General features: G+C 62.9%; 22 protein-coding genes and 1 pseudogene. 11 read left to right on the forward strand and 12 right to left on the reverse strand.

From position 1 onward, the window contains the following. Window positions 1-7 precede the first annotated feature (7 nt). The 7 genes from urtE to MUO32_RS28290 form a co-directional block, all read right to left on the reverse strand. Window positions 8-703: an urea ABC transporter ATP-binding subunit UrtE gene (gene urtE / locus MUO32_RS28260; RefSeq protein WP_257951714.1), complete on the reverse strand. Its 696-nt coding sequence runs from the start codon at window positions 701-703 to the stop codon at window positions 8-10. Continuing rightward, entirely contained in the window at window positions 696-1460 is a 765-nt protein-coding gene (urtD, locus tag MUO32_RS28265) for an urea ABC transporter ATP-binding protein UrtD (protein WP_257951715.1), read from the reverse strand. Before urtD ends, urtE begins: the two co-directional genes overlap by 8 nt. Then, window positions 1457-2584 (reverse strand): urea ABC transporter permease subunit UrtC, encoded by a 1128-nt coding sequence (urtC, locus tag MUO32_RS28270; protein ID WP_257951716.1) that lies wholly within the window; start codon window positions 2582-2584, stop codon window positions 1457-1459. Before urtC ends, urtD begins: the two co-directional genes overlap by 4 nt. 27 nt (window positions 2585-2611) lie before the next feature. Continuing rightward, window positions 2612-3481, reverse strand: coding sequence for an urea ABC transporter permease subunit UrtB (urtB, locus tag MUO32_RS28275; RefSeq protein WP_257951717.1), 870 nt, complete (start codon window positions 3479-3481; stop codon window positions 2612-2614). A gap of 64 nt (window positions 3482-3545) precedes the next feature. Beyond that, entirely contained in the window at window positions 3546-4793 is a 1248-nt protein-coding gene (locus tag MUO32_RS28280; protein ID WP_257951718.1) for a transporter substrate-binding protein, read from the reverse strand. 279 nt (window positions 4794-5072) lie between these two features. After that, window positions 5073-5735: an ANTAR domain-containing response regulator gene (locus MUO32_RS28285; protein ID WP_257951719.1), complete on the reverse strand. Its 663-nt coding sequence runs from the start codon at window positions 5733-5735 to the stop codon at window positions 5073-5075. 42 nt (window positions 5736-5777) lie between these two features. Beyond that, window positions 5778-6929: a transporter substrate-binding domain-containing protein gene (locus tag MUO32_RS28290; RefSeq protein ID WP_257951720.1), complete on the reverse strand. Its 1152-nt coding sequence runs from the start codon at window positions 6927-6929 to the stop codon at window positions 5778-5780. A gap of 628 nt (window positions 6930-7557) precedes the next feature. Between MUO32_RS28290 and MUO32_RS28295 the strand changes: the two genes are divergently transcribed. From MUO32_RS28295 to MUO32_RS28325, 7 genes are all read left to right on the forward strand, one after another. Further along, window positions 7558-9087 carry an ABC transporter substrate-binding protein gene (locus MUO32_RS28295; protein ID WP_374708735.1) on the forward strand — a complete coding sequence of 510 codons (1530 nt, stop codon included), beginning with the start codon at window positions 7558-7560 and terminating at the stop codon, window positions 9085-9087. A gap of 67 nt (window positions 9088-9154) precedes the next feature. After that, the gene (locus MUO32_RS28300; RefSeq protein WP_257951721.1) at window positions 9155-10144 is read left to right on the forward strand and encodes an ABC transporter permease; all 990 of its coding nucleotides are present in this window, start codon (window positions 9155-9157) and stop codon (window positions 10142-10144) included. Between the two features lie 8 nt (window positions 10145-10152). Further along, window positions 10153-11073 carry an ABC transporter permease gene (locus MUO32_RS28305; RefSeq protein ID WP_257951722.1) on the forward strand — a complete coding sequence of 307 codons (921 nt, stop codon included), beginning with the start codon at window positions 10153-10155 and terminating at the stop codon, window positions 11071-11073. Beyond that, on the forward strand, window positions 11073-12941 hold the full coding sequence (locus MUO32_RS28310) for an ABC transporter ATP-binding protein (protein ID WP_257951723.1): 1869 nt from the start codon (window positions 11073-11075) through the stop codon (window positions 12939-12941). Before MUO32_RS28305 ends, MUO32_RS28310 begins: the two co-directional genes overlap by 1 nt. Beyond that, window positions 12938-14116, forward strand: a complete 1179-nt coding sequence (locus MUO32_RS28315; protein ID WP_257951724.1) for a M20 aminoacylase family protein — start codon at window positions 12938-12940, stop codon at window positions 14114-14116. The genes MUO32_RS28310 and MUO32_RS28315 overlap by 4 nt, the downstream gene beginning before the upstream one ends. Window positions 14117-14140: 24 nt before the next feature. Beyond that, window positions 14141-14899, forward strand: coding sequence for an SDR family NAD(P)-dependent oxidoreductase (locus MUO32_RS28320; RefSeq protein WP_257951725.1), 759 nt, complete (start codon window positions 14141-14143; stop codon window positions 14897-14899). Between the two features lie 50 nt (window positions 14900-14949). Further along, the gene (locus MUO32_RS28325) at window positions 14950-15561 is read left to right on the forward strand and encodes a cupin domain-containing protein (RefSeq protein WP_257951726.1); all 612 of its coding nucleotides are present in this window, start codon (window positions 14950-14952) and stop codon (window positions 15559-15561) included. 578 nt (window positions 15562-16139) lie between these two features. On the opposite strand, the gene MUO32_RS28330 is transcribed toward MUO32_RS28325, so the two are convergent. From MUO32_RS28330 to MUO32_RS28340, 3 genes are read right to left on the reverse strand one after another with little or no spacing between them, the layout of a single operon-like run. After that, window positions 16140-16388, reverse strand: coding sequence for a hypothetical protein (locus MUO32_RS28330; protein WP_257951727.1), 249 nt, complete (start codon window positions 16386-16388; stop codon window positions 16140-16142). Beyond that, a complete protein-coding gene (locus tag MUO32_RS28335) occupies window positions 16385-16573 on the reverse strand; it encodes a hypothetical protein (protein WP_257951728.1) in 189 nt (62 codons plus the stop codon). Before MUO32_RS28335 ends, MUO32_RS28330 begins: the two co-directional genes overlap by 4 nt. Beyond that, entirely contained in the window at window positions 16558-17328 is a 771-nt protein-coding gene (locus tag MUO32_RS28340) for a 2-keto-4-pentenoate hydratase (RefSeq protein ID WP_257951729.1), read from the reverse strand. Before MUO32_RS28340 ends, MUO32_RS28335 begins: the two co-directional genes overlap by 16 nt. A 301-nt stretch (window positions 17329-17629) precedes the next feature. Here MUO32_RS28340 and MUO32_RS28345 point away from each other — a divergent pair. Both MUO32_RS28345 and MUO32_RS28350 read left to right on the forward strand, forming a co-directional pair. Then, a pseudogene (locus MUO32_RS28345) lies at window positions 17630-17875 on the forward strand (CorA family divalent cation transporter); the annotation flags it as partial. Window positions 17876-17952: 77 nt separating this feature from the next. Then, a complete protein-coding gene (locus tag MUO32_RS28350; RefSeq protein ID WP_257951730.1) occupies window positions 17953-18825 on the forward strand; it encodes a lipid kinase in 873 nt (290 codons plus the stop codon). A gap of 297 nt (window positions 18826-19122) precedes the next feature. On the opposite strand, the gene MUO32_RS28355 is transcribed toward MUO32_RS28350, so the two are convergent. After that, window positions 19123-19788, reverse strand: a complete 666-nt coding sequence (locus tag MUO32_RS28355) for a TetR/AcrR family transcriptional regulator (RefSeq protein ID WP_257951731.1) — start codon at window positions 19786-19788, stop codon at window positions 19123-19125. A 107-nt stretch (window positions 19789-19895) separates the two neighbouring features. Between MUO32_RS28355 and MUO32_RS28360 the strand changes: the two genes are divergently transcribed. Next, the gene (locus MUO32_RS28360) at window positions 19896-20399 is read left to right on the forward strand and encodes a PhzF family phenazine biosynthesis isomerase (RefSeq protein ID WP_257951732.1); all 504 of its coding nucleotides are present in this window, start codon (window positions 19896-19898) and stop codon (window positions 20397-20399) included. After that, window positions 20360-20800 (forward strand): PhzF family phenazine biosynthesis isomerase, encoded by a 441-nt coding sequence (locus MUO32_RS28365; protein WP_257951753.1) that lies wholly within the window; start codon window positions 20360-20362, stop codon window positions 20798-20800. Before MUO32_RS28360 ends, MUO32_RS28365 begins: the two co-directional genes overlap by 40 nt. 19 nt (window positions 20801-20819) lie before the next feature. On the opposite strand, the gene MUO32_RS28370 is transcribed toward MUO32_RS28365, so the two are convergent. After that, window positions 20820-23009 (reverse strand): xanthine dehydrogenase family protein molybdopterin-binding subunit, encoded by a 2190-nt coding sequence (locus tag MUO32_RS28370; protein ID WP_257951733.1) that lies wholly within the window; start codon window positions 23007-23009, stop codon window positions 20820-20822. Between the last annotated feature and the right edge of the window lie 2 nt (window positions 23010-23011).

Raw genomic sequence — 23011 nt, forward strand, 5'->3', positions numbered from 1 at the left:
GGTCTCCTTAAACGACGAGGTGGCTTTGGATGAGGTCATCGCTGAGCGCGCCGATGTCATCGGACAGGGCCACGCTCCCGCGATTGAGGATCACGAAACGGTGCGAGGCCCGCCGCGCGAATTTGATGTTCTGTTCGACAAGGATCACGGCGAGGCCGTGCTTGCGGTTGAGATCGATCAGAACGTCTTCGATCTGCTCGACGATGTTGGGCTGGATGCCCTCCGTCGGCTCGTCGAGGAGCAGGATCTTCGGCTCCGACAGCAGGGCCCGCGCGATGGCAAGCTGCTGCTGCTGACCGCCGGAGAGGTTGCCCCCGGGCCGGCCGAGGAATTCCTTGAGGATCGGGAACAGATCGAAGATGTGATCGGGAATGTTTCGCGCCGGCTTTTCCGCCGCGAAGGTCCCGAGCAGGAGGTTTTCGCGCACGGTGAAGTTCGGCAGGATCCCCCGCCCCTGCGGCACGTATCCGAGCCCGGCGCGCGCCCTCATGTGTGTTGGCAGGTTGTTGATCTCCGCGCCGTCGAGCCGGATCGAGCCGGCGCAGCGGGACATGAGACCGAGGATAGTGCGCAGCAATGTCGTCTTGCCGACGCCATTTCGCCCGAGCACGGTCAGGAACTCCCCTTCCCGCACCGAGAGCGAGACAGACTGGAGGGCGGGGCTGCGGCCGTAGAAGCCGTCGACATCGGAAAGCTCAAGCATGGCCGATGCCTCCCGAACCGAGATAGGCCTCGCGGACCTTCGCATCCTGCGAAATTTCGTCGGCGGTGCCCTGCGCGAGCATCTTGCCCTGATGCATGACCGAAATGGTTTCCGCGATGTCGCGCACGAAGCCCATGTCGTGCTCGACGACGACAAGCGTGTGCTTGCCGCGCAACCGGTTGAACAGCTCGGCGGTCATGTTGGTTTCATGCGCCGTCATGCCTGCCGTCGGTTCGTCCATGAGGATGAGGGCCGGGTCCTGGGCGAGAATCAGCGCGATCTCCAGCCATTGCGTCTGGCCGTGCGAGAGCTGTGCTGCCTGGGTCTCGAGATGATCCTCAAGACCGACGAGGACGGCGAGGCGTTCCAGCCGCTCGGTATCCACCCCGCCGGAAAAGCGGAGCAGGTTGCGCCAGACGCCCGGATCACGCGAGCAGCCGATCTCGAGGTTTTCGCGCACCGTCAGTTCGCGGAAGACGCTCGGCACCTGAAACTTTCGGCCGATCCCGGCACGGGCGATCCGGAATTCCTTGAAGGAATGGATCGGTTCGCCCCGGAAGGCGATTTCACCCGCCGTGATGCGGGACTTCCCGCAAATCAGATCGAGCGTCGTGGACTTGCCCGCTCCGTTCGGCCCGATCAGGCAGCGCAGTTCGCCTGACGCCACCTCGAAATCGAGGCGATCGACCGCGACGAAACCCGAAAAGGCGACGGTCACCTGCTTGAGGGCGAGGAGCTGTTCGCGTGCCGGGGTCATAGCGCACCTCCGAGATGGGGCTGGGATTTGGGTGCCTGCTCGGTGGCATGGCGGGCGCCGCCCTCAGGTGCCGCCTTAGGGAAGCGGCGCGCGAGGGCTTCGAAGGCGCCCGCCATCCCCTTCGGCATGAACAGCACGATGAGGACAAAGAGGCCGCCCATGACGAGGGTCCAGGTTTCGAGGAAGGCCTCGGATTCCGACAGAGCGCCCTGCACGCCGGTCACGAGCACCGCCCCCAGCATGGCGCCAACGAGGCTTTGCCGGCCACCGACGGCGACCCAGATCACGATGGAGAGGCTGAGCGGCACGCCGAGGAAGGTCGGCGAGGCGAACTCCATGACGATCGTGTAGAGCATGCCCGCAAGGCCGGCGATGGCGGCGGAAAACGCGAAGACGAAGGTCTTATAGAGCGCCACGTCGTATCCGAAGAAGCGCACCCGCTCCTCCTGATCGCGCACCGCCTGCAGGATGAGACCGGTCTTGCTGCGCGAGACGGCGAGCGCGAGGAACAGCGTGACCGTGAGGCAGATCGCGACGAGATAGTAGGTCGAGGCGGAATAGGCATCGAAGGTGAAGCCGGCCATCTCGAACTGCGCGAGATCGGTGATGCCGTTGAAGCCGCCGGTATAGCTCTGCTGGTCGATGATGATGAGATTGACCACCACCATGGCGGCGAGCGTGATGATCGCCGCATAGACGCCGGCGATGCGCCCGCCGAACATGAACCAGCCGAGCAGGGCCGCGAAGAGCGCCGGAACGAGGATGCCGGCAAGGAGCGCGAAGGGCATGGAGTGGAACGGCATCCAGATCCACGGCAGTTCCGTCACGTTGTTCCAGACCATGAAGTCGGGAAGGCCATCGCTGCCGGTATGGATGGGCACCGTCTTCAGCTTCAGGAACATCGCCATGCAGTAGGAGCCGATGCCGAAGGTCGTCGCCTGGCCGAGATTGAGGATGCCGGCGTAACCCCAGGACAGGCTGAGGGCGATCGCCAGCATGCCGAAGATCAGGTAGCGGGCATATTTATTGAGCAGGAACGCGTCTTCGACGAACACGGGCACCAGCAGGATCGCCAGACAAACGATGCCGTAGAGAAGGATTTGGCGGGAGACTTTTCCAGACAAGACGGGACCTCTCGTTGACGCGGACGGTCAGGCGCGCACGCGCGGGGCGAACAGGCCCTGCGGCCGGAACCGGATGATGATGACGATGGCGACGAGGACGAGCGCCTTGGCGATCGTGTCGTTGCTGTAATAGGCGATGAGACCCGAGGTCTCGCCAAGCACGGCGGAACTCGCGAGCGTGCCGACAAGGCTCTGCACACCGCCGAGCACGACCACCATGAAGGCGTCGACGACATAGGTCGTGCCCATTTCCGGCGACACGCTCTTCAAGGGCGAGATCAGCGCTCCGGCGAGCCCCGCGATGCCGGCGCCATAGGCGAAGGTCAGCCGGTAGGCGCGGGCGGAATTGATGCCGAAGCTCGACGCGATGGCGCGGTTCTGGGTGATCGCCCGCAGTTTCAGGCCGAAGGACGTGTATCGATAAATGCCCCAGGTCAGCATGAAGAGGCCGAGTGCCACGGCGAGCACGAAAAGCCGGTAGGCGGAGTCGGTGGCGCCGAGGATATCGACGCTGCCGGAAAGCGCAGGCGGCATCTGGACGTAGCGCAATTCACCACCGGCCGTCAGGCGGACGATCTGCTGGGTCATCACCCCCAGTCCCCAGGTGGCGAGGATGGTGTCCAGCGGCCTGTCGTAGAGATGGCGGATGACGGCGATCTCGATCAGCCAGCCGAGCGCGGCGACCAGGAGGAAGATGACGGCGAGGCTTGCAAGCAGGCTCCAGCCGAACTGGCTCTGCAGCAGCCAGGCGCAATAGGCGCCAAGCATCACGAACTCGCCATGGGCAAGATTGATGACCCCGGTCACGCCATAGATGATCGCAAGCCCGAGAGCCACGAGAAGCAGGATCGACGACAGGCTGAGGCCGGTCAGAATTTGCGAAACGACGAAATCCATATGCACCTTCTCCGCAGGTTGGGCCGGCGGCCGCTCGAAGCACGGCCGCCGGCTGCTTGGGGGATCAGACCTCCTTGAGGCCTTCGGCGGTGCACTTCTGGTTCGGATAGGCGCTGTACGGATTGGGCTCGAGCCAGTCGGCGGACTGCGTCAGGATCTCGAACTGCCCGTCCGCCTTGCATTGCCCGATCTTCGGGCGCAGCCAGCAATGCAGGTTCTCCGGCTCGACCTTCACAAGGCCCTGCGGCGCCTTGTATTCCTCGCTCTTCACCGCCTCGCGGATGGCGAGCGGGCTGATGTCGCTCGCCGCCAGCTTGGCGACCGCCTGCTTGAAGAGGTGTATCTGGAAGTAGGAGGATTCCGACACGAAGTGCGTGACCTTGTCGCCGCCCCAGCGGGAACGGTAGGCCTCGACGAAGCGCTGGTTCTCCGGGGAATCGAAGACCATGAAGTAGGGTGCGGAGGTGAAATGGCCAGCAGCGGCGTCCCCGCCCATGGCCGCGACTTCATTCTCCGAGGTGGTGAGGCTCGCCATCGGCATGGTGGCCGGGTCGAGACCGGCCGCGCGATACTGCCGGTGCAGCGCCACGACGGAATCGCCGACCACCGTCGAGAAGATGACGTTGGGCTTTTCCGAGCGGAACTTGTTGATGACGGAGGAGAACTCCGAATGGCCGAGCGGTACGTATTCCTCGGCGATGACTTCCGCGCCGAGCCCTTCGAGCAGCTTCTTGCAGTAGTTGTTCTCTTCCTTCGGATAGATGTAGTTCGAGCCGATCAGGTACCAGCGCTTGCCGAATTTTTCGACGAGCCAGGGGATGAAATCATCCTGTTGCTGGTTGGGCACGGCACCGGTGTAGATGACGTTCTTGGAGCATTCGCGGCCCTCATAGAGCGTCGGATACCAGAAGAGGTTCTCCTGCTTCTCGAAGACCGGGAGCACGGCCTTGCGGCTTGCCGACGTATAGGAACCGAAGACGGAAACGCAGCGATCGCTGAGCACCAGCTTGCGGGCCTTTTCGGCGAAGGTCGCCGGGTCGGATGCCGGGTCTTCCACGACCGGCGTGATCTTCAGGCCATTGATGCCGCCATTGGCATTGATCTCCTCGATCGCCATCAGCGTCGCCTTGTTGAGCGACTCCTCGATGATCGCCGTCGTGCCGGTCAGCGAGAAGAGCACGCCCACCTTGATCTCGCCGCCCTGTGCGAAGGCCAGCGAGGAATTCTTCGACCAGATATGGGGAAAGCCGACCAGCGATGCCGCGCCGGCTGCAGCTCCTACTTTCAGAAATTCGCGCCTGTTCTTGTTCACCCTCTGTCTCCATCAAAAAACAAAGGCCCCGAAGCGCTCCGCCGGAATGGCGGATCGTTTCGGGGCCTCTTCGCCTCTGGATTTGTTTGCGGCGCCCTGCCGCGGGGAATGCGCTTATGCCGCCTTCAGGCCCGGCCGCAACGCCACGGCGTGCTTTTTCCGGATCTGTTTCAGGCCAAGTAGAAAAACAAAAAACCCCACGTTCCGCTCTTTGCGGACCCGCGGGGTTTCGTCACCCTTTATGTGCGCAGCGTCTTTGCCGCGGACAATTCCAAAACGCTAACTGAGAAGTTCATGCGAGTCAATCACCGCCGCAGCGACGGCGCCGATCGTCACGCGCTTCTCCATCGCCTGCTTGCGCAGGAAGTTATAGGCCTCCTCTTCGCTCAGGTTTTTCAAGCGGATGAGCAGCGCCTTCGCCCGCTCGACGACACGCATGGTGCGCAGATTTTCGTCGAGCTTGTCGATCCGCCCGCGAAGGCGCCGCTCATATTGGAAATGCTCGCGCGCCATCATCAGCACCGACTGGATCATCCGTGCCGTCGCCGGATAATGCAGCATGCCATGCGCCGCGCAATTGTGGACGAGCTTCAGGTTGAGCGGCGCCTTGCCATCGTCCACGAGGATCAGCGCGGAAGACGGCTCGCCCGGCACCCAGGGGATGCGCTGGGGTAGATCGTCCGACAGCAGGCAGAAGATCGCATCGTACTGCAAGGGGATCTGCGCCGGCTTCGGCCAGATGTGCCGGACGGCGACGCGCTGGCGCTGCAGCTCCCGGATCAGGAACTCGCCATGATCGTCCCGCTCGACGACAACGGCGACGGTGAACTCGGCAGGCAGGCCCGCCTGCCGCGGACGTTCCTCCGCGGCAGTACGGCCCTCCGGCTTCTGGGTGCCGATCCAGCGGTCATGTCCATAGTCGGCCCTCGGCATATCCGGCATCTTTTCCTCCCGCGCGGGACGGCGCGTTCCTGTTCCCTGCATTCAGCAATTCTCCAGACAACGGCCATAGCCGATGAGATAGGGATCGGCCTTCACGCTCGTCTGCGACTGGAAGACGATGTCGAACTGGCCCTGCCGGTTTGCCCGGCCGATGCGTGTCCACACGTCCGCATGCCCCCAGACGGGGTTGATCGACACGCTTCCCTGCGGCGCCTCGAACTCCGCACCCATGACGAAGGTGCGAAGCTGCTTGGTGTCGAGGGAATTGGTCTCCTCCAGTGTGCGCGCAAAGAGATTCACCTGAAAATACGAAGCTTCGAGACACATATTGGTCGGCTCGTCGCCACCATAACGCTTCTGGTAGTGGCTGACGAAGCTGTTGTTGCACGCCGTCTCGATACCCTGAAAATAGGCTGCGGCCGTGTAGTGGCCCTCCCCGACATCATAGCCCATCGCGCGGATTTCCGCCTCGGTCGTGGTGAGGCTGGCAATCGGAACGGTTTTCGGATTGAGGCCGAGATCGTGATAGGCCTGATAGAGGAAGGTCGTGGATTCGCCGACAACCGTCGAGAAGATCACGTCGGGCTGCGCCTGCTTTATCTCGCGCACGAGCGGCACGAATTCGCTGCGATCGGCCTCGAGGCGCAGATACCGCTCCCCCACGACCGTTCCGCCATTGTTGCGCACCAGTTCCCGCATCACGCGGTTGGATTCACGTGGATAGACATAATCCGAGCCGACGAAGAAGAACCGGTTGCCGAACTGGCTCATCAGCGCCTTGCAAAGCTGCACGGAGTTCTGGTTCGGCGTTGCGCCCGTATAGATGACGTTCGGCGAGAACTCGAAACCCTCGTAGAGCGTCGGATACCACAGCAGGCCGTCGAGCCGTTCGACGACAGGCAGAACCGCCTTGCGACTTGACGAGGTGTAGCAGCCGAAGATGGTGCTGACGCCGTCCTCGACCATCAGGCGCTTGGCATATTGCCCGTAGGACCGGATCTCCGAGCCCGGATCGTAGACGATCGGCTCGATCGGGCGCCCGTTGACGCCGCCCCGGTCATTGATTTCATCGATGGCGATCAGCGTGCCGCGTAGCTGCGTTTCCTCGATGACCGACATGAATCCGGTTTTCGAGAACAGGACCCCGACACGCCATGGCGCAGAAGTCCGCTGGTTTCGATTGAGAGCTCCCATTGTCTCGGTTCATCCCTGTATTTGATCCCCTTTTTTTGATCGGCCACCGCTGGTGAGGTCTTGCCGCCCCATCGCATCAGCTTGCCGAAGTGTCGTCCGTCCGCGTTCCCCCGGGATGCGCCTGTTTTCTTTCTCCCGCCAGAAAACAAAAAACCTCCCAGCCTCGGAACGATGCGAGGCACAGGAGGCGACATTGCGCTCAGAAGTTCGGCGGCAACCTTGCCGCCCGTCACCGGATTGACGTTCCCTTACGATAGGATCGAGAAATGCGGAATGTCAACATGCGGTTCTTCAAGCCCTGATGTCGCCGCCGTGTCGCCTGCCCTGCCCGGCGCAACACGCCGCAAACCGCTACGATTGGGACCATAGCCCCTTTCGCGGATTTGCCGACCACGCTCCCTCGACGGGAGTCGCGAAGAGAAATTACATCACACTCACATTCAAGTCACTTGAATAGAATTGCGTTTCTGTTTACAAAAACCGTGGAAGCAAGTGGATCCAAAGAAATCCGCCTTCCGAGAGGGGCAGCATTTTTTTCAACATTTTCCGGCCGTTAGCCGGCGCCCCTTTGCGTGCTTTTTTGCCAACCAGAGGGAACCTGACCGTGACGATCAACCGACGTGAATTCATGAAGGCGACCGCCCTCGGCGTCGCAGCACTTTCATTGCCGAGCCTCGCCAGCCGGGCGGCAGCCGCATCCGGCCCGCTCATCTTCGCCGCCGCAGGCACCGTGACCAGCAGCTGGGATCCGACCTCACACACGGTCGCCCCGCAGATTACCGCCGAAGGGTTCCTCTTCGGCCATCTCACCAAATGCCCCATGAGCGAGGCCAATCCGGGCGAAATCCTGCCGGACCTCGCAACCGAGTGGTCCGTGATCGACGAACACACGCTGGAGTACAAGCTGCGCCAGGGCGTCACGTTCCATGACGGCAAGCCCTTTACCGCGGCGGACGTCAAGGCGACCTACGAATATGCCTCCAATCCGGATCGCCCGGCTTCGGCCTGGTATCCCGGGCGCGTGGACGTCGACGTGGTCGACGATTACACGGTGCGGCTGAACACCAAGCAGTACGGCTATCCGGCGCTGAACTTCTGGTATGTTTCAAGCTTCCTGCCGATCCTGTCGGCCGCCGACGTCGCCAATCCCGACACGCTCAAGCAGAAGCCGAACGGCACCGGTCCGTTCAAATATGTCGAGACCGTCGGCGACCAGATCAAGTTCGCCGCCTTCGACAAATTCCACGAGGGCAAGCCCGCCATCGAGGAAATCGTCTGGGCCTATGTGCCGGATGCCAACACCCGCGTGCTCGGCCTCCTCAACGGCCAGTACCACCTGACAGAGCGCCTGGAGCCGGAGCAGTATCTCTCCCTTCAGAAGGAAGCAGGCCTCAAGACGGACCGCTCGCTTTCCAGCGAGAACAAATATCTTCACTTCCGCTGCAACAAGCCGCCCTTCGACGATCCCCGCATCCGGCTGGCCGTCTGCCACGCGATCGATCGCACGCAGGTCCTTGCCGTGGTCGCAGAAGCCGGGCAGGCATCGAACTGCCATGTCTCGCCGGTCAAGTTCGGCTTCGCCGACGTGAAGGGCTATCCGGAATACGATCCGGCAAAGACGCAGGCGCTTCTGGCCGAGGCCGGTTTCCCGAATGGCCAGGGCCTGCCGGAAATCGAATACATCACCTCGGTCGGCTTCTATCCGAAGACCCGCGAATATGGTGAACTCATCACGGCGATGCTGCAGGAACAGGGCTTCCCGGTGAAGCTCACGACGCTCGAACCGGCAGCCTGGGAAGAACAGCTCTATCGCCGCGCCGACGGCCAGGGCCCCGGCCACATCATCGACGTCGGCTGGATCACCGGCTCGCCCGAACCCGACCTCGTGCTGCGGCCGAACTATCATTCCACGTTCGCGCTCATCAACGGGATCAGCGATCCGCAGATCGATCAGTCCCTCGACAAGGAACGCGGCGCCACCTCCACGGAGGAACGACTGAAGATCCTGCAGGAAGAGACCCTGCCGCTCATCGCCGGGAAGGCGCCGAGCATCTCGCTCTTCTCCTCGGTCTTCCTGCGCGCGATGAGTGCGAAGCTCGACGGCGTCAAGTTCTATCCGAACGGCCCGATCGATCTGTCCAAGGCGACACTGTCCTAGGCCGCCTGCGGGCGATGCGCATCACCGCATCGCCCGCTCTCGTTCCCGTCTCGCCGGATGACCACATATGGCTTTTGCCCTGGAATTCTTCTTGCGGCGCATCAGTCAGGGCGTTCTCATCGTCCTGGCCGTCGCCTTCGTCATTTTCACGCTGCTGCGCATCGCGCCGGGTGATCCGATCCGCATCATCCTCGGGCCGATGGCAACGCCGAGCGCCATGGAGGAAACGGCGGAGCGCCTCGGGCTGCGCGATCCCATTCCGATGCAGTTCCTGCGTTATCTCGGCGACATCGCCAAGGGCGACTTCGGCAACTCCTTCATTCGCGGCAAGCAGGGCGGCACCACCGGCGGCTCCCAAGATGCCGCGGGCTCGCCGCCTGTCGAGCGCGCACCGGTGATCGAACTGATCGCCAAGGCCCTGCCCTATACGCTGCTGCTCGCCGCCTGCGGCTTTCTCTTGGCCTGTCTGGTCTCGATACCGCTCGGCATCATGGCCGGGGTGAAAAATAGCGGCTGGCCCCAGAAGGTCGCCCTCTACCTTTCCTCCCTCTTGGTCTCCCTGCCGAATGTCTGGGTCGGTATCGTGCTCATCTACCTGCTTTCGGCCCGCACCGGCTGGCTGCCCGCCATCGGCTACCAGCATATCGGCTATGTCATCATTCCCGCGATCGTCGTCGCGGTGGAGCTGGCCCCGGTGATGATCCGCTCGATCTCGGTGGCGGTCGCGACGAATGTCCAGGATCCGTTCTACGAGATCGGTCAGGTGCGCGGTCTCAGCGCGAGGACCATGCTGTTTCGCCACGTGCTGCGCAACGCAGCCGTTCCGCTGCTCAACAGTTTCGGCGCCCAGATGATCGGCATGCTGCTCGGCGGGCTCTTCGTCGTCGAATACATCTTCAGCTTCCCGGGTATCGGGCTGTTGACGATCAACGCCGTCTTCCAGCGCGACTTTCCGGTGATCCAGACAGTGGCGATCTTCGCGAGCACCGTGCTCGTCTTCATCAACATCGCCGTCGATTTCGCCTCCACGACGATCGACCGTCGCCTGAAGTTCTGAGGGGTATCATGGCCATCGCATCCTCCACCCCGCAATCCTCGGCATCGCCGGCACCGGCCCGCGGCCAGAGCGTCAATGCCCGCATCCTGCGCCTTGCCTGGCGATCGCCCGAAATGAAGGTGGCAAGCGCTCTGTTCTTCGCGCTCTGTCTCCTGACGCTTCTCGGACCTTTCATCATCGACGCCTCCGCAACGAAAATCTCCGTCGCCGACAAGTTCCTGCCGCCGGTCTTCATGGAGGGCGGCAGGCTCCCTTATTTCCTCGGCACCGACCAGCTCGGCCGTGACCTCCTGCTCCGCTCGCTGGTCGGCCTGCGCAACGCCTTTCTCATCGGTGTCGTCAGCGTCGTCCTGATGTTCGTCCTCGGTTGCGCGATCGGGATCTTCTCCGGCTATCGCGGCGGCTGGACGGACGTCATCCTGATGCGCATCACCGACGTGCAGATGTCCATTCCAGTCATCATCCTCGCCATCACCATTCTCGGCATGTCCCGGCCGAACCCGTTCACCATCGTCGCGGTGCTCGTGCTCTCCGGCTGGCCCATCTATGCCCGTGTCGCGCGCAGCGTGACGCTTGCCGAACGCCAGAAGGAATATGTCCGCGCCGCACGCATCATCGGGGCGTCGGACCTGCGCATCATGGTTCGCCATATCGCCCCGTCCATCCTGCCGCCCATCGCCTTCGTCGCGGTTCTCGACGTGGCACGGATGATGATTTTCGAGGCGATCTTCGGCTTCATCGGAATCGGCATCCAGCCGCCGACACCGACCTTCGGCACGATCATTTCGGGCGGCACGCAATATCTCCTGAACGCCTGGTGGATCACCATCGTGCCCGGCTGTCTGCTCGCCCTCTCGCTTGGCAGCCTCAATCTCATCGGCGGCGTTCTGGAAAAAAGCCGGAACCTCGTCCTGCAGGGAGCTGCATGATGGCGGCGGAACTCCTCCTGAAAGTCGAAAACCTCAGCATCTCCCTCGGTTCGGGCGAGGCCGCGCGCACGCTCATTTCCAACGTCGCCTTCGAGGTGAGGCCGAAATCCGTCCTCGGCATCATCGGCGAAAGCGGCTCGGGCAAGACGCTCCTGTCGCGCGCCCTGGTGAACTGGGTGCGTCCGCCGCTGCGTGTCACGTCCGGCAGGGTGATCTACCAGGGCCGCGATCTGCTCGAGCTGCCCGAGGCCGACATGGCGCGCCTGCGCGGCCGCGAGATCGCCTATATCGGCGCCAACCCGACGACGGCGCTCGACCCGACCATGCCGGTGGGCCACCAGATCGAGGAGAAGCTGCGGACCATCGAACCGGACCTGCCGCGCCGGGAGGCGAGACAGCGCGTCATCGATCTGCTCGATGCCGTGCGCATCCCCTCCGCCCGCTCCCGCTTCGACGAGTATCCGTTCCAGTTCTCCGGCGGCATGATGCAGCGAGCGATGATCGTCGATGCGCTCATCTCGAAACCGAAGCTGCTGGTCGCCGACAACATCACCCAGCCGCTGGACGTGACCGTCGCAGCACAGATCCTCCGGCTGCTGCGCGACCTGCAACGCGACTTCGGCACCTCCATCGTCTTCGTCTCCTCATCCTTCGGCACGATCGTCGAGGTCGCCGACGAGGTCGTCGTTCTCGACAAAGGAACGATCGTGGAGGCCCAGGATACCGGCAGCATCCAGAAGAACCCGGTCCATCCCTACACGAAGGAACTGCTCGCCAAGGTGCCGCGCCTCTGGCACGACGTCGGCAGCGTGCCGGAGACCAATGCCGAGCCCGTCGTGCTCAGCGTGCGCGACGTCGCCAAGACCTATGAGGTCAAGGACCGCGCGTCCCTGTTCAGGAAGAACCGCGTACAGGCGGTTCGCGGCGTCTCCTTCGACGTTCGGCGCGGCGAGAGCCTCGGGCTCATCGGCGAATCCGGCTGCGGGAAATCCACCCTGTCGCGCCTGCTCTCCTCGCTCGAATCGCCGGATCGCGGTGCGATCGAAGTGAACGGCGTCGACGTCGCCACCCTGCGCGGCGATGCCCTGCTTTCGATGCGGCGGCGGTTCCAGCTGCTGCTGCAGGACCCCTACAATTCCATCCCCTCGCACGTCTCCATTGGCGCAACCATCGCCGAGCCCCTGCGTATCCATCGGCTTGCTACGGGGCAGCAGCTGAGGGAGCGGGTCTGCGAGGTCATGCGGGAAGTGGGCCTGCCGCCGGACCTCTACGACGCCCTGCCGGTCGGCCTCAGCGCAGGTCAGCGGCAACGCGTCAACATCGCGCGAGCTATGGTTCTCGAACCGAGCGTACTGATCCTCGACGAGACGCTGTCCGCACTCGATCAGGTCGAGCAGGCAAAGCTCCTCGATCTCTTCGACAGCCTTCAGCGCAAACACGGCATAACCTATCTCTACATCTCCCACGACCTCGCCATGGTGCGGCGCGCCTGCGCCCGCATCGCGGTCATGTATCTCGGCAAGATCGTCGAGATAGGCGACAACGAGACGATCTTCGATGCGCCCGCCCACCCCTATACGCGCACCCTTCTGAGTTCGGTGAGCACGGTGGAAGCAAAGCCCTTCCTGCCGAGGGATTACCTGCTCGAAGGCGAACCGCCGGATCCGATCCACATCCCCGGAGGTTGCTCCTTCCGCAGCCGTTGCCCCTTCGTCATCGACACCTGCCGAACCGTCGAGCCGACGCTTTCGATCAAGGCGGGCGGAACCGCGACCGCTTGCCATCTGGACGTCGATCGCCTGCCTGCGCCGTCGATCCTTGCGAAGGCACGCATCGGGGCCGCCCCGAAACGAATGGACAGCTTATGAACTCCCCACTTCAACAGGCGCCCGCATTCTTCAGCGAGCATGCCCCGATCCACCGCGCCTGGCGGCATCATCTCCACCAGAACCCGGAGGTCGCCTTCGAAGAGCGTGACACCGCCGGCTTCCTCGCGGCTCGTCTCGGCGAGATGGGACTGCCGGTAAAACAGGGTTTTGCGGGGACCGGCCTCGTCGCGAGCCTGCGGGGGAAGAGGTCCGGGCCGACCGTCGGCTTTCGCGCGGACATGGACGCCCTGCCTCTGAACGAGCAGTCCTGCCTGCCCTATCGCTCTGCCCGCCCGGGCGTCACCCATGCCTGCGGCCATGACGGGCACATGACCATGCTGTTGGCTGCGGCCGACTACCTCAGCCGGCAGGACGATTTCGCAGGCACGCTGCACTTCATCTTCCAGCCAGCGGAAGAGGCGGCGGGCGGCGGCAGGGTCATGGTCGAGGACGGGCTCTTCGACCATGCGCCATGCGACCTCGTCTTCGGCCTGCACAACTGGCCCTCCCTGGAAACGGGCAGGATCGCCGTACAGCCGGGACCGATGATGGCCGCCATGGACCTCTTTACCATCACGATCAGCGGCAGCGGTGTGCATGCGGCCCTGCCGCATCTCGGCACCGACACGATCGTGGCGGCGGGCGCTCTGACGCAAGCGCTGCAGACTATCGTCAGCCGCGCCATCGACCCACACCAACAACTCGTGCTCTCGATCACCCAGATCCATGGCGGCCAATCCCTGAATGCGCTGCCGGACAGCGTGGAGCTGCGCGGAACCCTGCGCTATTTCGACGACGGCACCGCACGCACCGCGCACCGGCGCATGCACGAAATCGTCGAAGGCACGGCCCGGACACATGCGGTCGAGATCGCGCTCGACCTCAAATCGCAATATCCCGTGACGACGAACGATCCGGACGCCGCCGGCATCATGCTGCGCGCTGCGACACTCTCGCCGGCCGGCGGAACGGCGATCACGCAGTTCCCGCCGAGCATGGCCTCGGAAGACTTCGCCTTCATGCTCGCCGCGCGCAAGGGCGCCTATGCCTGGATCGGCAACGGTCGATCGACGGCGCTGCACAGCCCGGAATTCGACTTCAACGACGATGTCCTGCCGCTCGGTGCGCAATACTGGGTCGCCCTTGCGCAGGCCTGCCAATCCCCAATCCTGTAACGACCTGACCTGAGGAGAAAAGACATGAGACTTTCGGGCAAGAAAGCCTTGATGATCGGCGCGGCCACCGGCATCGGCAGGGCTGCCGCCATCCAGTTCGCAGAGAACGGGGCCGACCTCGTCATCGCCGACATCAACCTGCCGGCCGCCGAGGAAACGATCGCAGACCTTGTGAAAGCAGGCCGCCACGCCTCGGCCATCACCTGCGACGTCCGCGACGAGGCGAGCGTGCGCGATGCCGTTGCCACCGCGGAGAGCCGGATGGGCGGGATCGACACGCTGGTCTTCTTCGCCGGGCTGCAGAAACTCGGCCATGCCGAGCAATTTTCCACCACCGACTGGGACGCGGTGTTCGACGTCAATGCCCGCGGCACGTTCCTCGCGACGAAATACGCCGTCCCCGTCATCCGCAAGGCGGGCGGCGGCAGCATCATCACCACCTCGTCGCTGGCGGGTCTGCGCGGCGCACCGGGGATGACGGGTTATGCCGCAGCGAAGGGCGCCGTCATCGCTTACACCGTCGCGCTTGCCCAGGAACTCGCGCCGGACAACATTCGCGTGAATTCGGTCCTGCCGGGCTGGATCGACACACCGTTCAACAACCCGGCCATCGCTCTCATGGGAGGCGTCGAGGCCCATGGCGAGGTTGTCAAGCGAATCGTGCCGCTCGGCCGTCAGGGTACGCCGGACGAAGTGGCGCCGATTTATGTGTTTCTGGCATCGGAGGAATCCCGCTATATCACTGCAAAGCAGATGATGGTCGATGGCGGCATGGCCCATTGAATTTCAACGACAAGCCAACCAGCACGATCCACGGCCGAGAAGGAACCGGAATGAAGCGGGAGAAGAGCCAGGGCTCTCAGCGCGACAGCCTCAGCGACACGAAGAAAAGCCTCGGCGTGCGGCTGCGGCTCGCACGGCAGATGAAGGGGCTGACGCTGAAGGAACTCGCCGAAAGCAGCGGATGCTCGGAGAGCCTCCTGTCAAAGGTGGAAAACGGCAAGGTGCTGCCTTCCCTCCCGATGATCCACCGCGTCGTGCAGGTCTTGGAAACCAATATCAGCTGGCTCTTCGACGAGCCGGCTGATGATGAATCGGTCATCTTCCGCAAGGGTACACGCCCCTTCATAACCCTCGACAGGCACAAAGGAACGTCCCGCGGCCTGATGCTCGAACGCATCATTCCCTACAAGGACGGCCACCTGCTCCAGTGCAACATCCACCACCTGGAACTGGGCGGGCAAAGTGGCGAGACCATCACGCACGAGGGTGAGGAAGTCGGTTATGTCCTTACCGGTACCGTCGAACTGACCCTCAACGGCGATGCATTCCGCCTGGAAACCGGAGATGGCTTCTGCTTTCGCTCGAACATCCCCCATTCCTACCGGAACATCGGCGACGACGCGGCCAGCATTCTCTGGGTCTGCACGCCCCCGACATTTTGATGGATCTCTCACGACTTCACAAAGCTGGCGCGCTCGAAAAACTCCTCCGGGGAGGGGGCTCATTCAAGCCTCTGTGTCGCAAGAGCAACAGGGGCGATTGCAGCGAGATAGTGGACAGCGAGGCGATCGTATGGAGTGGTGGTGCGCTTTCAATTTTTGAGTCTGCCGAACATACACTCGCTGATGTTTCGACGTCTGTAAGCGGCCCGGTTGAGGGGATAAGCCACGTAGCGACTTGCCCTTCCGGGGCGAATGGCCCCTACTCCTCTTTCCCTGATCCAAAGACGTAGCCGGTCCGCGTCGTAGGCTTTGTCGGCGATCAGCTGGGGCGAGGGCAGCGATCCAGCCGCGAGTATCGGCCAAACAATGGATTTTCGTTGTTCTGCCACCGTGCGAGACACCGACCGTCTGCATCCCTCCCCGTTTCTACCTGATGCAGAACGGTGAGCTTTCACATGATCATCGGTTCATCGGGGATTGGTCCGCCAGCGGCCGCCTTGGCGAAGTTCCTGCGCAGCCACGACTTCCCCGAGGACGACGCCTATCCCTGCGGCGAATGAAGAACGCGATCAACACTACTAGGCGGATGGCATTTTCCTATAGATGAGGTCTGGCGCGACGATCCATTCGTCCTGTCGCAACGACAACACGTTCAGCCGACCGCTTCGATCCCGGCCGGCAAGCCCGACAAAGCGGTAGCGGCGGCCATGGCCATCGATAACCGCGGCATAGATCGACCGGTCGCGGACATAGCCCGCAATCGGTCCGACACTGCGGGTCCCGGCAAGTACGAAGTACTCGTAGGGAAGGCTGCGGCTCACGCTCATTTGCGAACCTCGTTTACGACGGGTCGGCGCAGCAACGCAGCGTCGCGCCGGATTTTGACAACGAGGGCCCCCTCCCCAGCCGCTGCCGGCCCTTTGCGGCGGCGGCCTTTCTTGAATTCGACGACAAATGGTTTCGCCTGCGGTCGCATCTCGATTTCCTTGGATATGGTCAGTGAAAGCTGCATTCGACGCTGCCGAGCGGGCCGAAATCCGCGACCATCGTCTGTCCGGGCAGAACCTGGAGGATGGTGGTGCAGGATCCGGTTGCGACGACGTCGCCGATCCCGAACTTGTGTCCTCGCGCCGAAAGCTGCCGCGCCAGCCATGCGACGGCATTCAGGGGATGGCCCATGACGCAATCTGAACGCCCGGTCAGCACCTGCCGTCCGTCGAGTGACACGCCAACCTCGATTGTAGCGAGGCTGGCCGGACCGAGGGTCGTCACGACCCCACCGCAGATCGTTGCGGCATGGAGGGCGAAGTCGGCGATCGCCGCCTCGGTTCCGATGCCGGCGCTACGGGTTCTGCGCCCGAGAATGCCGATGGCCGGCATGCAGCCGAACACGGCATCGGCCGCGCTTTCGAGCGTGACCGCCTCGCCCGCATCCGGAAACGGCCGCAGCATGGAGAAGACAAGTTCGCATTGGGCGCCGATGACGCCCGCCGGAAGTTTGAACCGCCTCTGGCCCCGCAGCAAACCCGAGGCCGGAATTTCGGAAAAGATCGGCGTTGCGAGGCCAAGCGTCTTGCGGACGGCTTCGCCCGAACCGACGACGGCATAGCCGCCGCGCTCGAAACTATAGGCGTCTTCCGCGGCCGCAAGGATGTCGTAGGCTTCGGCCTGCGATGCGATCCGGTCGAGTGGAAGGTCGCACAGCACGTTCAGCCGCCGGCTCTCCGCCAGCACGGCCGCGGTATCGCCCCTGAACTCCAAGGACATCTTCGTGCTCCAGTCCTTCGCTTCGGCGACAACCGCCGTTCCGAGAGACTGATGCTTTCCCCATATAGATTCCATTCAGGTGGAGGGGGAAAGAAATCAAGATTCCATAGAGGCCAACGGACACATTCAGAGGCAACCCCATACAGTTTGCGAGGGCGGTGGATCGCATAAGACACCGAGGTTACCCCCATACCCCATCGCACAAGACGGATATCCGCTGCCTCAAGTATCATCCAAACGTTCAGGGAATCGCCTTCATGACGATCGTTGCCCCCTTCATCTATCCTGATGGCGAGCGCGCGTTATCACGTCGGTATTCAAGGCGAGCAACCCTCTCGAACAGCAGCGCCAGGGCACGATCACCCGTCAGCTTGCGGCATGGGCAGCGATCCTCGCTGTCCCGGCGGCGATCGCCGGCATTTACGGCATGAACTTCGAGCACATGCCGGTACTTGAGACTCGCTACGGCTACTTCGTCGTGCTCGGCGTCATCGCCCCCTCCTATGCCACTCTGTTCATGCGCTTCAAGATGGCCGGCTGGCTCTGATCGCATGCTCTCACATTGAATGGCGATGCTGCACTGCACATATGTAGGTTGCCCAGCGGCCCGAAAGACAGGATGGCATGAACCAAAAGACAGCTCTGCTACTCGTCAACCCGAACGCACGGCGCGGCAGGGAAAACCTTCCGCAGGTTCGCCAACTGCTTGCCGGTGCGGGAATTGCATTCACCGAATTGCCCGACGGGAAGGATGCCACGGCGCTCGGTTTCCTGCGCGAGCATGCCGCGCGCATCGACCGCGTGATCGTGGGCGGCGGAGACGGAAGCCTGAACGGCACGGCTCAAGCCCTTCTAGAGACGGGGCTGCCGCTCGGTGTCCTGCCGCTCGGCACGGCGAACGACTTTGCCCGCACGGTCGGCATCCCCCTCGACCTGCCCTCCGCCATCGGCGTGATCGCCAGGGGCAACACCGTGGCGGTCGACCTCGGCCAGGCGAACGGCCACCCGTTCTTCAACGTCGCCAGCATCGGCTTCAGCGCCGATCTCGCCATGTCCTTGACGGAAGAGGCCAAGAAACGCTGGGGCAAGCTCGGATACGCCCTCGTGGCGGCGCGACTTCTGGCCGGCTCGCGCCTGTTCACCGCAACGCTCGACCATGACGGCCGGAGCGAAGAATTGCGCACGCTTCAGGTTTCCGTCGGCAACGGGCGTTTCTACGGCGGCGGGATGACCGTGCACGCCGATGCCACCGCAACGGACGGCATGCTCGATTTCTACAGCCTGGAGGTCGACCATTGGTGGCGGCTTCTGCGGCTGCTTCCCAGCCTGCGCAGGGGCACGCACGGCGAATGGGACGACGTGAGGGCTTTCTCGACCAAGTCGTTGACAATCCGCACCAGCCGCCCCCGCCCGGTCAATCTCGACGGCGAACTCAAGACCACGACGCCCGTGGATTTCAGGATTCTGGAGAAAGCAATATCCGTTTTTGTGCCGTGAGGCGGGGCCGTCAACCTGCTGCTATGCGGGCATTGTAGTCCGGAGGGCTGCGAATGCCGTCCATATGAGGGCTTCCACCTCGCCGAACCGGGCGCGCATGCAAGCGGCATTTACCTGCATCCTGATCGATCGAGAGGGTGCGCTCAAGCCAAGAATGCAGCTCGGCATAGGTGACATCCACTGCCCGGCAAATCCAGTACCTTATACCTGTTGCCATGCGCCGACTTGTCGACCTCGCCCTCGACGCCTGGTCTCGAAATTAGGGCATTTTACACCCATGGCATCGCCTTGCAGGCGCTACGTCCCAAGACAGTTCTTCGCGAGATAACCGGTCATGAGCCCGGAAAGAATATCGACCAGCCGCGACTCGACATCGACAACCGCATGAGCAAGAAGCGGCTCTTCGCGATAGAGTCGCGCAACGTCCGGGCCAGGCGTCGCCATCTGCCAGAGCGCACCAGCCATACTCGTCGCCGTGGATATGATGTTGACCGCCTGTGCTCTGGACAGGCCTATCCGGCCCTCCAGTTTCGCAGCGATAGCCGCCACTTCCTCCAGTGCAATCAGCTTGAAGGCGCGCACCCGTTCCACCGAGACATTGCGTTCGAGGTTCAACGGAACGTGGGCGAGCAGGTCGCAGAACAGAGGGCGCGCGACGAGTGTACGGGCGAAGGCCTCCGCCACCGTTTGCGAACCGGGCGTTTCGATCTCTTCCAGAGCTGCGCGCAACGCGGGGGACCATTCCCGCCACCCCTGCCCGGCCAAAACCAGGAAAATCTGCTCGCGGGTTTCGAAGTACCGTAGCAGGGCTGACTTGTGCATGCCGATCGTATTCGCGATCTCCGTCAGCGTGATCGCGCGAATACCCTGTTCTGCGGCGAGCCTGCGGGCGGCCTGCAGAATGTCATTCTCGCGCTGCTCTTTGGCCTCAGCGCTGCGGGCTCGCTGGAACGTGTTCGTCATCGCCATTATCAAAACTTTGTTGCGTTATTAGTGCGGCCATGGTTGTGTAATCGTATAGCCGATTTTCACCAGGTCGCCAAAGGCTTGCTGACGAGGTCTGAAAGAACATGACATCATATCGCCTCTATCAGATCGACGCATTCACTCGCGAGCGGTTCACCGGCAACCCCGCAGGCGTCGTGCCGGACGCGACGGGGCTCTCCGACGCACAAATGCAGGCAATCGCGCGGGAGATGAATGTCTCCGAGACAGCCTTCATCTTTCCGGCAAGGGCGGACGGTTCGGACATGACTGTGCGTTTCTTCACGCCCACGACAGAGGTGCCAATCTGCGGCCACGCCACGGTCTCCGCACACTGGGTCCGCGCCCATGAAGGCGCGACCGATGGCACCTACATGCAGAACACCGGAGCGGGAATCCTGCCCGTGGAGATCGAGCGGGTCGGCGATGCGACACGCATCTGGATGACGCAAAAGCCGGCAACGTTTGGCGTACCCTTCGGCGAGACGGTAAAGGGCGATATCCGCGAAGCCTGGGTATCGCCGATCTCTCGGCCATCGGACCGGTCCAGATCGTTTCGACCGGCCATAGCAAGGTCATGGTCCCACTGACGTCGACCGCGATCCTGCATGGGCTGAGACCCGATCTCGCCGCACTTTCTCGGATCAGTGAACGGATCGGCTGCAACGGCTTTTTCACCTTCGTGCTTGCCGATCCGTCCGAAGACGTTTTCGCACACGGACGAATGTTCGCTCCGGCAATCGGCATTCCAGAAGACCCGGTCACCGGCAACGCCTGCGGCCCACTCGGTGCCTACCTGGCCCGGCACGGCCTTATTGCCCTAGAGCCAGCAAAAACAACCGAATTCACAGTGCGCCAAGGCGAGTCCATGGGTCGGCCTGGTCTCGTAAAAGTCGAAGTCCGCCACGCCGGCGAAACGTTCGGCATCCGTATCGCGGGCGAGGCCGTGCTCGTCTTTGCGACGACGATCGAGTTGGAACCGCACGGTTAGCGCCACGCGACCCCTCGCATCAGAACAGCTTGTCCAAGGTGATCGGCAGATCGCGCAGGCGTTTGCCGGTCGCATGGAAGATCGCGTTCGAGACCGCGGCGGCGACACCGACGATGCCGATTTCCCCAATACCCTTCACGCCGAGCGGATTGACCTCATGGTCCTCTTCAGGAACGAGGATCGCTTCGACCATCTGCACATCGGCATTCACGGGGATGGCATATTCCTCGAAGTTGGTGTTGGTGACCCTGCTTTGGATCGGATCGATCGCCAATCCTTCGAAGAGGGCCGAAGACAGCCCCCAGACCATGCCGCCACGATACTGCGCGAGCGCCATGCGCTCGTTGAGGATGCGCCCGGCGGCGAAGGCGCCGACGAGACGTGGCACGCGCAGCTCCTTCGTGCGGGCATTGATCCTGACTTCCACGAACTGCGCACCGTAGGATGCGATGGCGATGGGCTCGTCGCCATCAGGCGTCGAAAGGACGGCTCGGCCGCCGTTGGCGTTTTTGCCGTCGAAGGCGGCATATTGTGCCGTTTCCTGGATTGAAAGCGTTCCCAACCTGTCAAATGCCGCTCCGAGATCGGCCAGGGCAGGCATCCTGTTCCCAAGCCGCGAAACGATGCGCTCGCAGGCGAGCCGGATTGCCGGAACGGTGCTGGCGGTCTGCATGGAACCGCCCGCCGGCGCCGTCGGCGGCAGCAGGCTGTCCCCCAACAGGACTTCGACATTCTCGATCGGCAGGTCCAGAAGCTCCGCCGCCACTTGACCCAATGCCGTATAGGCGCCAGTGCCGATTTCGGAGGCGGCCGTTTCGACCCGCGCCCTGCCGGAACGCAGCAACGTGACGGTTGCGCTGCCGCCATAGTTAAAGCAGGGGAATGTCGCGGCTGCGCAGCCGTAGCCGACAAGCCAGTCGCCGTCGCGGTTCGCGCCCGGAACCGGATTTCTGTTGCGCCATCCAAAGCGCTCGGCTGCCTCGTCGAAGCATTTGACAAGTGACCGGCTGGTGAAGCGGGAGCCGTCGATCGGGCTTCTGGCCGGCTCATTGAGACGCCGCAATTCGACAGGGTCCATTTCGAGGCGATATGCCAGTTCGTCCATGGCCGTCTCGAGCGCGAACATATAGGGCATCTCGCCCGGCCCGCGCATGAAACCGGGCGTCGTCCGATCAGTACGTACGATGTTCACGCGCGTCAGAATCGACGGCGCTGCATACATGTCCGCCGTGAGGTCCGTCGAAGCGCTGGCATAGGCTCCGAAACGCGAGCACATTTCCCACGCCTCGTGCGCGAATGCCGTCAGCTTGCCATCAGGCGTAGCGCCCAACCGGATGCGATGCCGGCTCTCGCCGCGATAGGTGGACAAGGTGAAGCCCTGCGAACGCGTCGCCACCAGCTTCACCGGCCGGCGATGCTTGCGCGCAAGCGCGGCGAGGATCGCCGTTCGCGGTGTCAGGCTCAATTTGCTGCCGAAACCACCACCGATATAAGGGCTTATGATACGGACCCGGGACGGATCGATCCCGAGCTGTCGCGCAACACCCCGCTGAAGGCCGACGACGTACTGGCTGGGCTCATGGACGATGAGATCGTCACCGTCCCACAGGACCGTTGTCGGGAAGGGCTCCATGGCATTATGGACCTGGCTTTGCATATGATAGGTCGCGTCGATGGTCACAGGCGCCTCCGCCAACGCCTTTTCGGCATCGCCAACCTCCAGATCCTCAAAGTTCTGATTGATCTCGGACCAACGCTCCGTAACAGCGCCCGGACTATCCAGTGTCACCGCCGCCGGCTGCTTCACATAGTGAATATCGACAAGCGCGGCCGCTTCACGGGCGGTCTCGAAGTTCTCTGCCAGCACGACACCGATGACCTGGCCGTCGAACACAATGTCCGGATCGATCAATGGCTGGTGATTGGTCGCCGAGCCCGCCGCCTGGCTGACAGGAGCTGCAAGCGCGGGTGCGTTTTCATGCGTCAAAATATCGATCACACCCGGCAGGACCAGCGCGCGGTCCGTCTTGATCCTGTCGATGCGCCCGCGTGGAATGGTGCTGAGAAGCAAAAATGCATGGATCGGATCGGCAACGACGACATCGGCCGCGAACTGGGCGCGGCCCGTCACCTTGGCCCGGCCGTCATAGCGTGCATGGCCGCGGCCGATGAGCGGCAGTTCGCGAAGCGCGGTTTCATGTCCCGACATGG

The sequence above is a fragment of the Shinella sp. CPCC 101442 genome, assembly GCF_024704725.1.
Classification (GTDB): Bacteria; Pseudomonadota; Alphaproteobacteria; order Rhizobiales; family Rhizobiaceae; genus Shinella.

What these genes read in the sequence shown, in the direction of transcription:
- urtE (WP_257951714.1), bottom strand. Translation starts at nt 703, where the DNA reads ATGCTTGAGCTTTCCGATGTCGACGGCTTCTACGGCCGCAGCCCCGCC.
- urtD (WP_257951715.1), bottom strand. Translation starts at nt 1,460, where the DNA reads ATGACCCCGGCACGCGAACAGCTCCTCGCCCTCAAGCAGGTGACCGTC.
- urtB (WP_257951717.1), bottom strand. Translation starts at nt 3,481, where the DNA reads ATGGATTTCGTCGTTTCGCAAATTCTGACCGGCCTCAGCCTGTCGTCG.
- MUO32_RS28285 (WP_257951719.1), bottom strand. Translation starts at nt 5,735, where the DNA reads ATGCCGGATATGCCGAGGGCCGACTATGGACATGACCGCTGGATCGGC.
- MUO32_RS28290 (WP_257951720.1), bottom strand. Translation starts at nt 6,929, where the DNA reads ATGGGAGCTCTCAATCGAAACCAGCGGACTTCTGCGCCATGGCGTGTC.
- MUO32_RS28295 (WP_374708735.1), top strand. Translation starts at nt 7,558, where the DNA reads ATGAAGGCGACCGCCCTCGGCGTCGCAGCACTTTCATTGCCGAGCCTC.
- MUO32_RS28300 (WP_257951721.1), top strand. Translation starts at nt 9,155, where the DNA reads ATGGCTTTTGCCCTGGAATTCTTCTTGCGGCGCATCAGTCAGGGCGTT.
- MUO32_RS28305 (WP_257951722.1), top strand. Translation starts at nt 10,153, where the DNA reads ATGGCCATCGCATCCTCCACCCCGCAATCCTCGGCATCGCCGGCACCG.
- MUO32_RS28310 (WP_257951723.1), top strand. Translation starts at nt 11,073, where the DNA reads ATGGCGGCGGAACTCCTCCTGAAAGTCGAAAACCTCAGCATCTCCCTC.
- MUO32_RS28315 (WP_257951724.1), top strand. Translation starts at nt 12,938, where the DNA reads ATGAACTCCCCACTTCAACAGGCGCCCGCATTCTTCAGCGAGCATGCC.
- MUO32_RS28320 (WP_257951725.1), top strand. Translation starts at nt 14,141, where the DNA reads ATGAGACTTTCGGGCAAGAAAGCCTTGATGATCGGCGCGGCCACCGGC.
- MUO32_RS28325 (WP_257951726.1), top strand. Translation starts at nt 14,950, where the DNA reads ATGAAGCGGGAGAAGAGCCAGGGCTCTCAGCGCGACAGCCTCAGCGAC.
- MUO32_RS28330 (WP_257951727.1), bottom strand. Translation starts at nt 16,388, where the DNA reads ATGAGCGTGAGCCGCAGCCTTCCCTACGAGTACTTCGTACTTGCCGGG.
- MUO32_RS28335 (WP_257951728.1), bottom strand. Translation starts at nt 16,573, where the DNA reads ATGCAGCTTTCACTGACCATATCCAAGGAAATCGAGATGCGACCGCAG.
- MUO32_RS28340 (WP_257951729.1), bottom strand. Translation starts at nt 17,328, where the DNA reads ATGTCCTTGGAGTTCAGGGGCGATACCGCGGCCGTGCTGGCGGAGAGC.
- MUO32_RS28350 (WP_257951730.1), top strand. Translation starts at nt 17,953, where the DNA reads ATGAACCAAAAGACAGCTCTGCTACTCGTCAACCCGAACGCACGGCGC.
- MUO32_RS28355 (WP_257951731.1), bottom strand. Translation starts at nt 19,788, where the DNA reads ATGACGAACACGTTCCAGCGAGCCCGCAGCGCTGAGGCCAAAGAGCAG.
- MUO32_RS28360 (WP_257951732.1), top strand. Translation starts at nt 19,896, where the DNA reads ATGACATCATATCGCCTCTATCAGATCGACGCATTCACTCGCGAGCGG.
- MUO32_RS28370 (WP_257951733.1), bottom strand. Translation starts at nt 23,009, where the DNA reads ATGTCGGGACATGAAACCGCGCTTCGCGAACTGCCGCTCATCGGCCGC.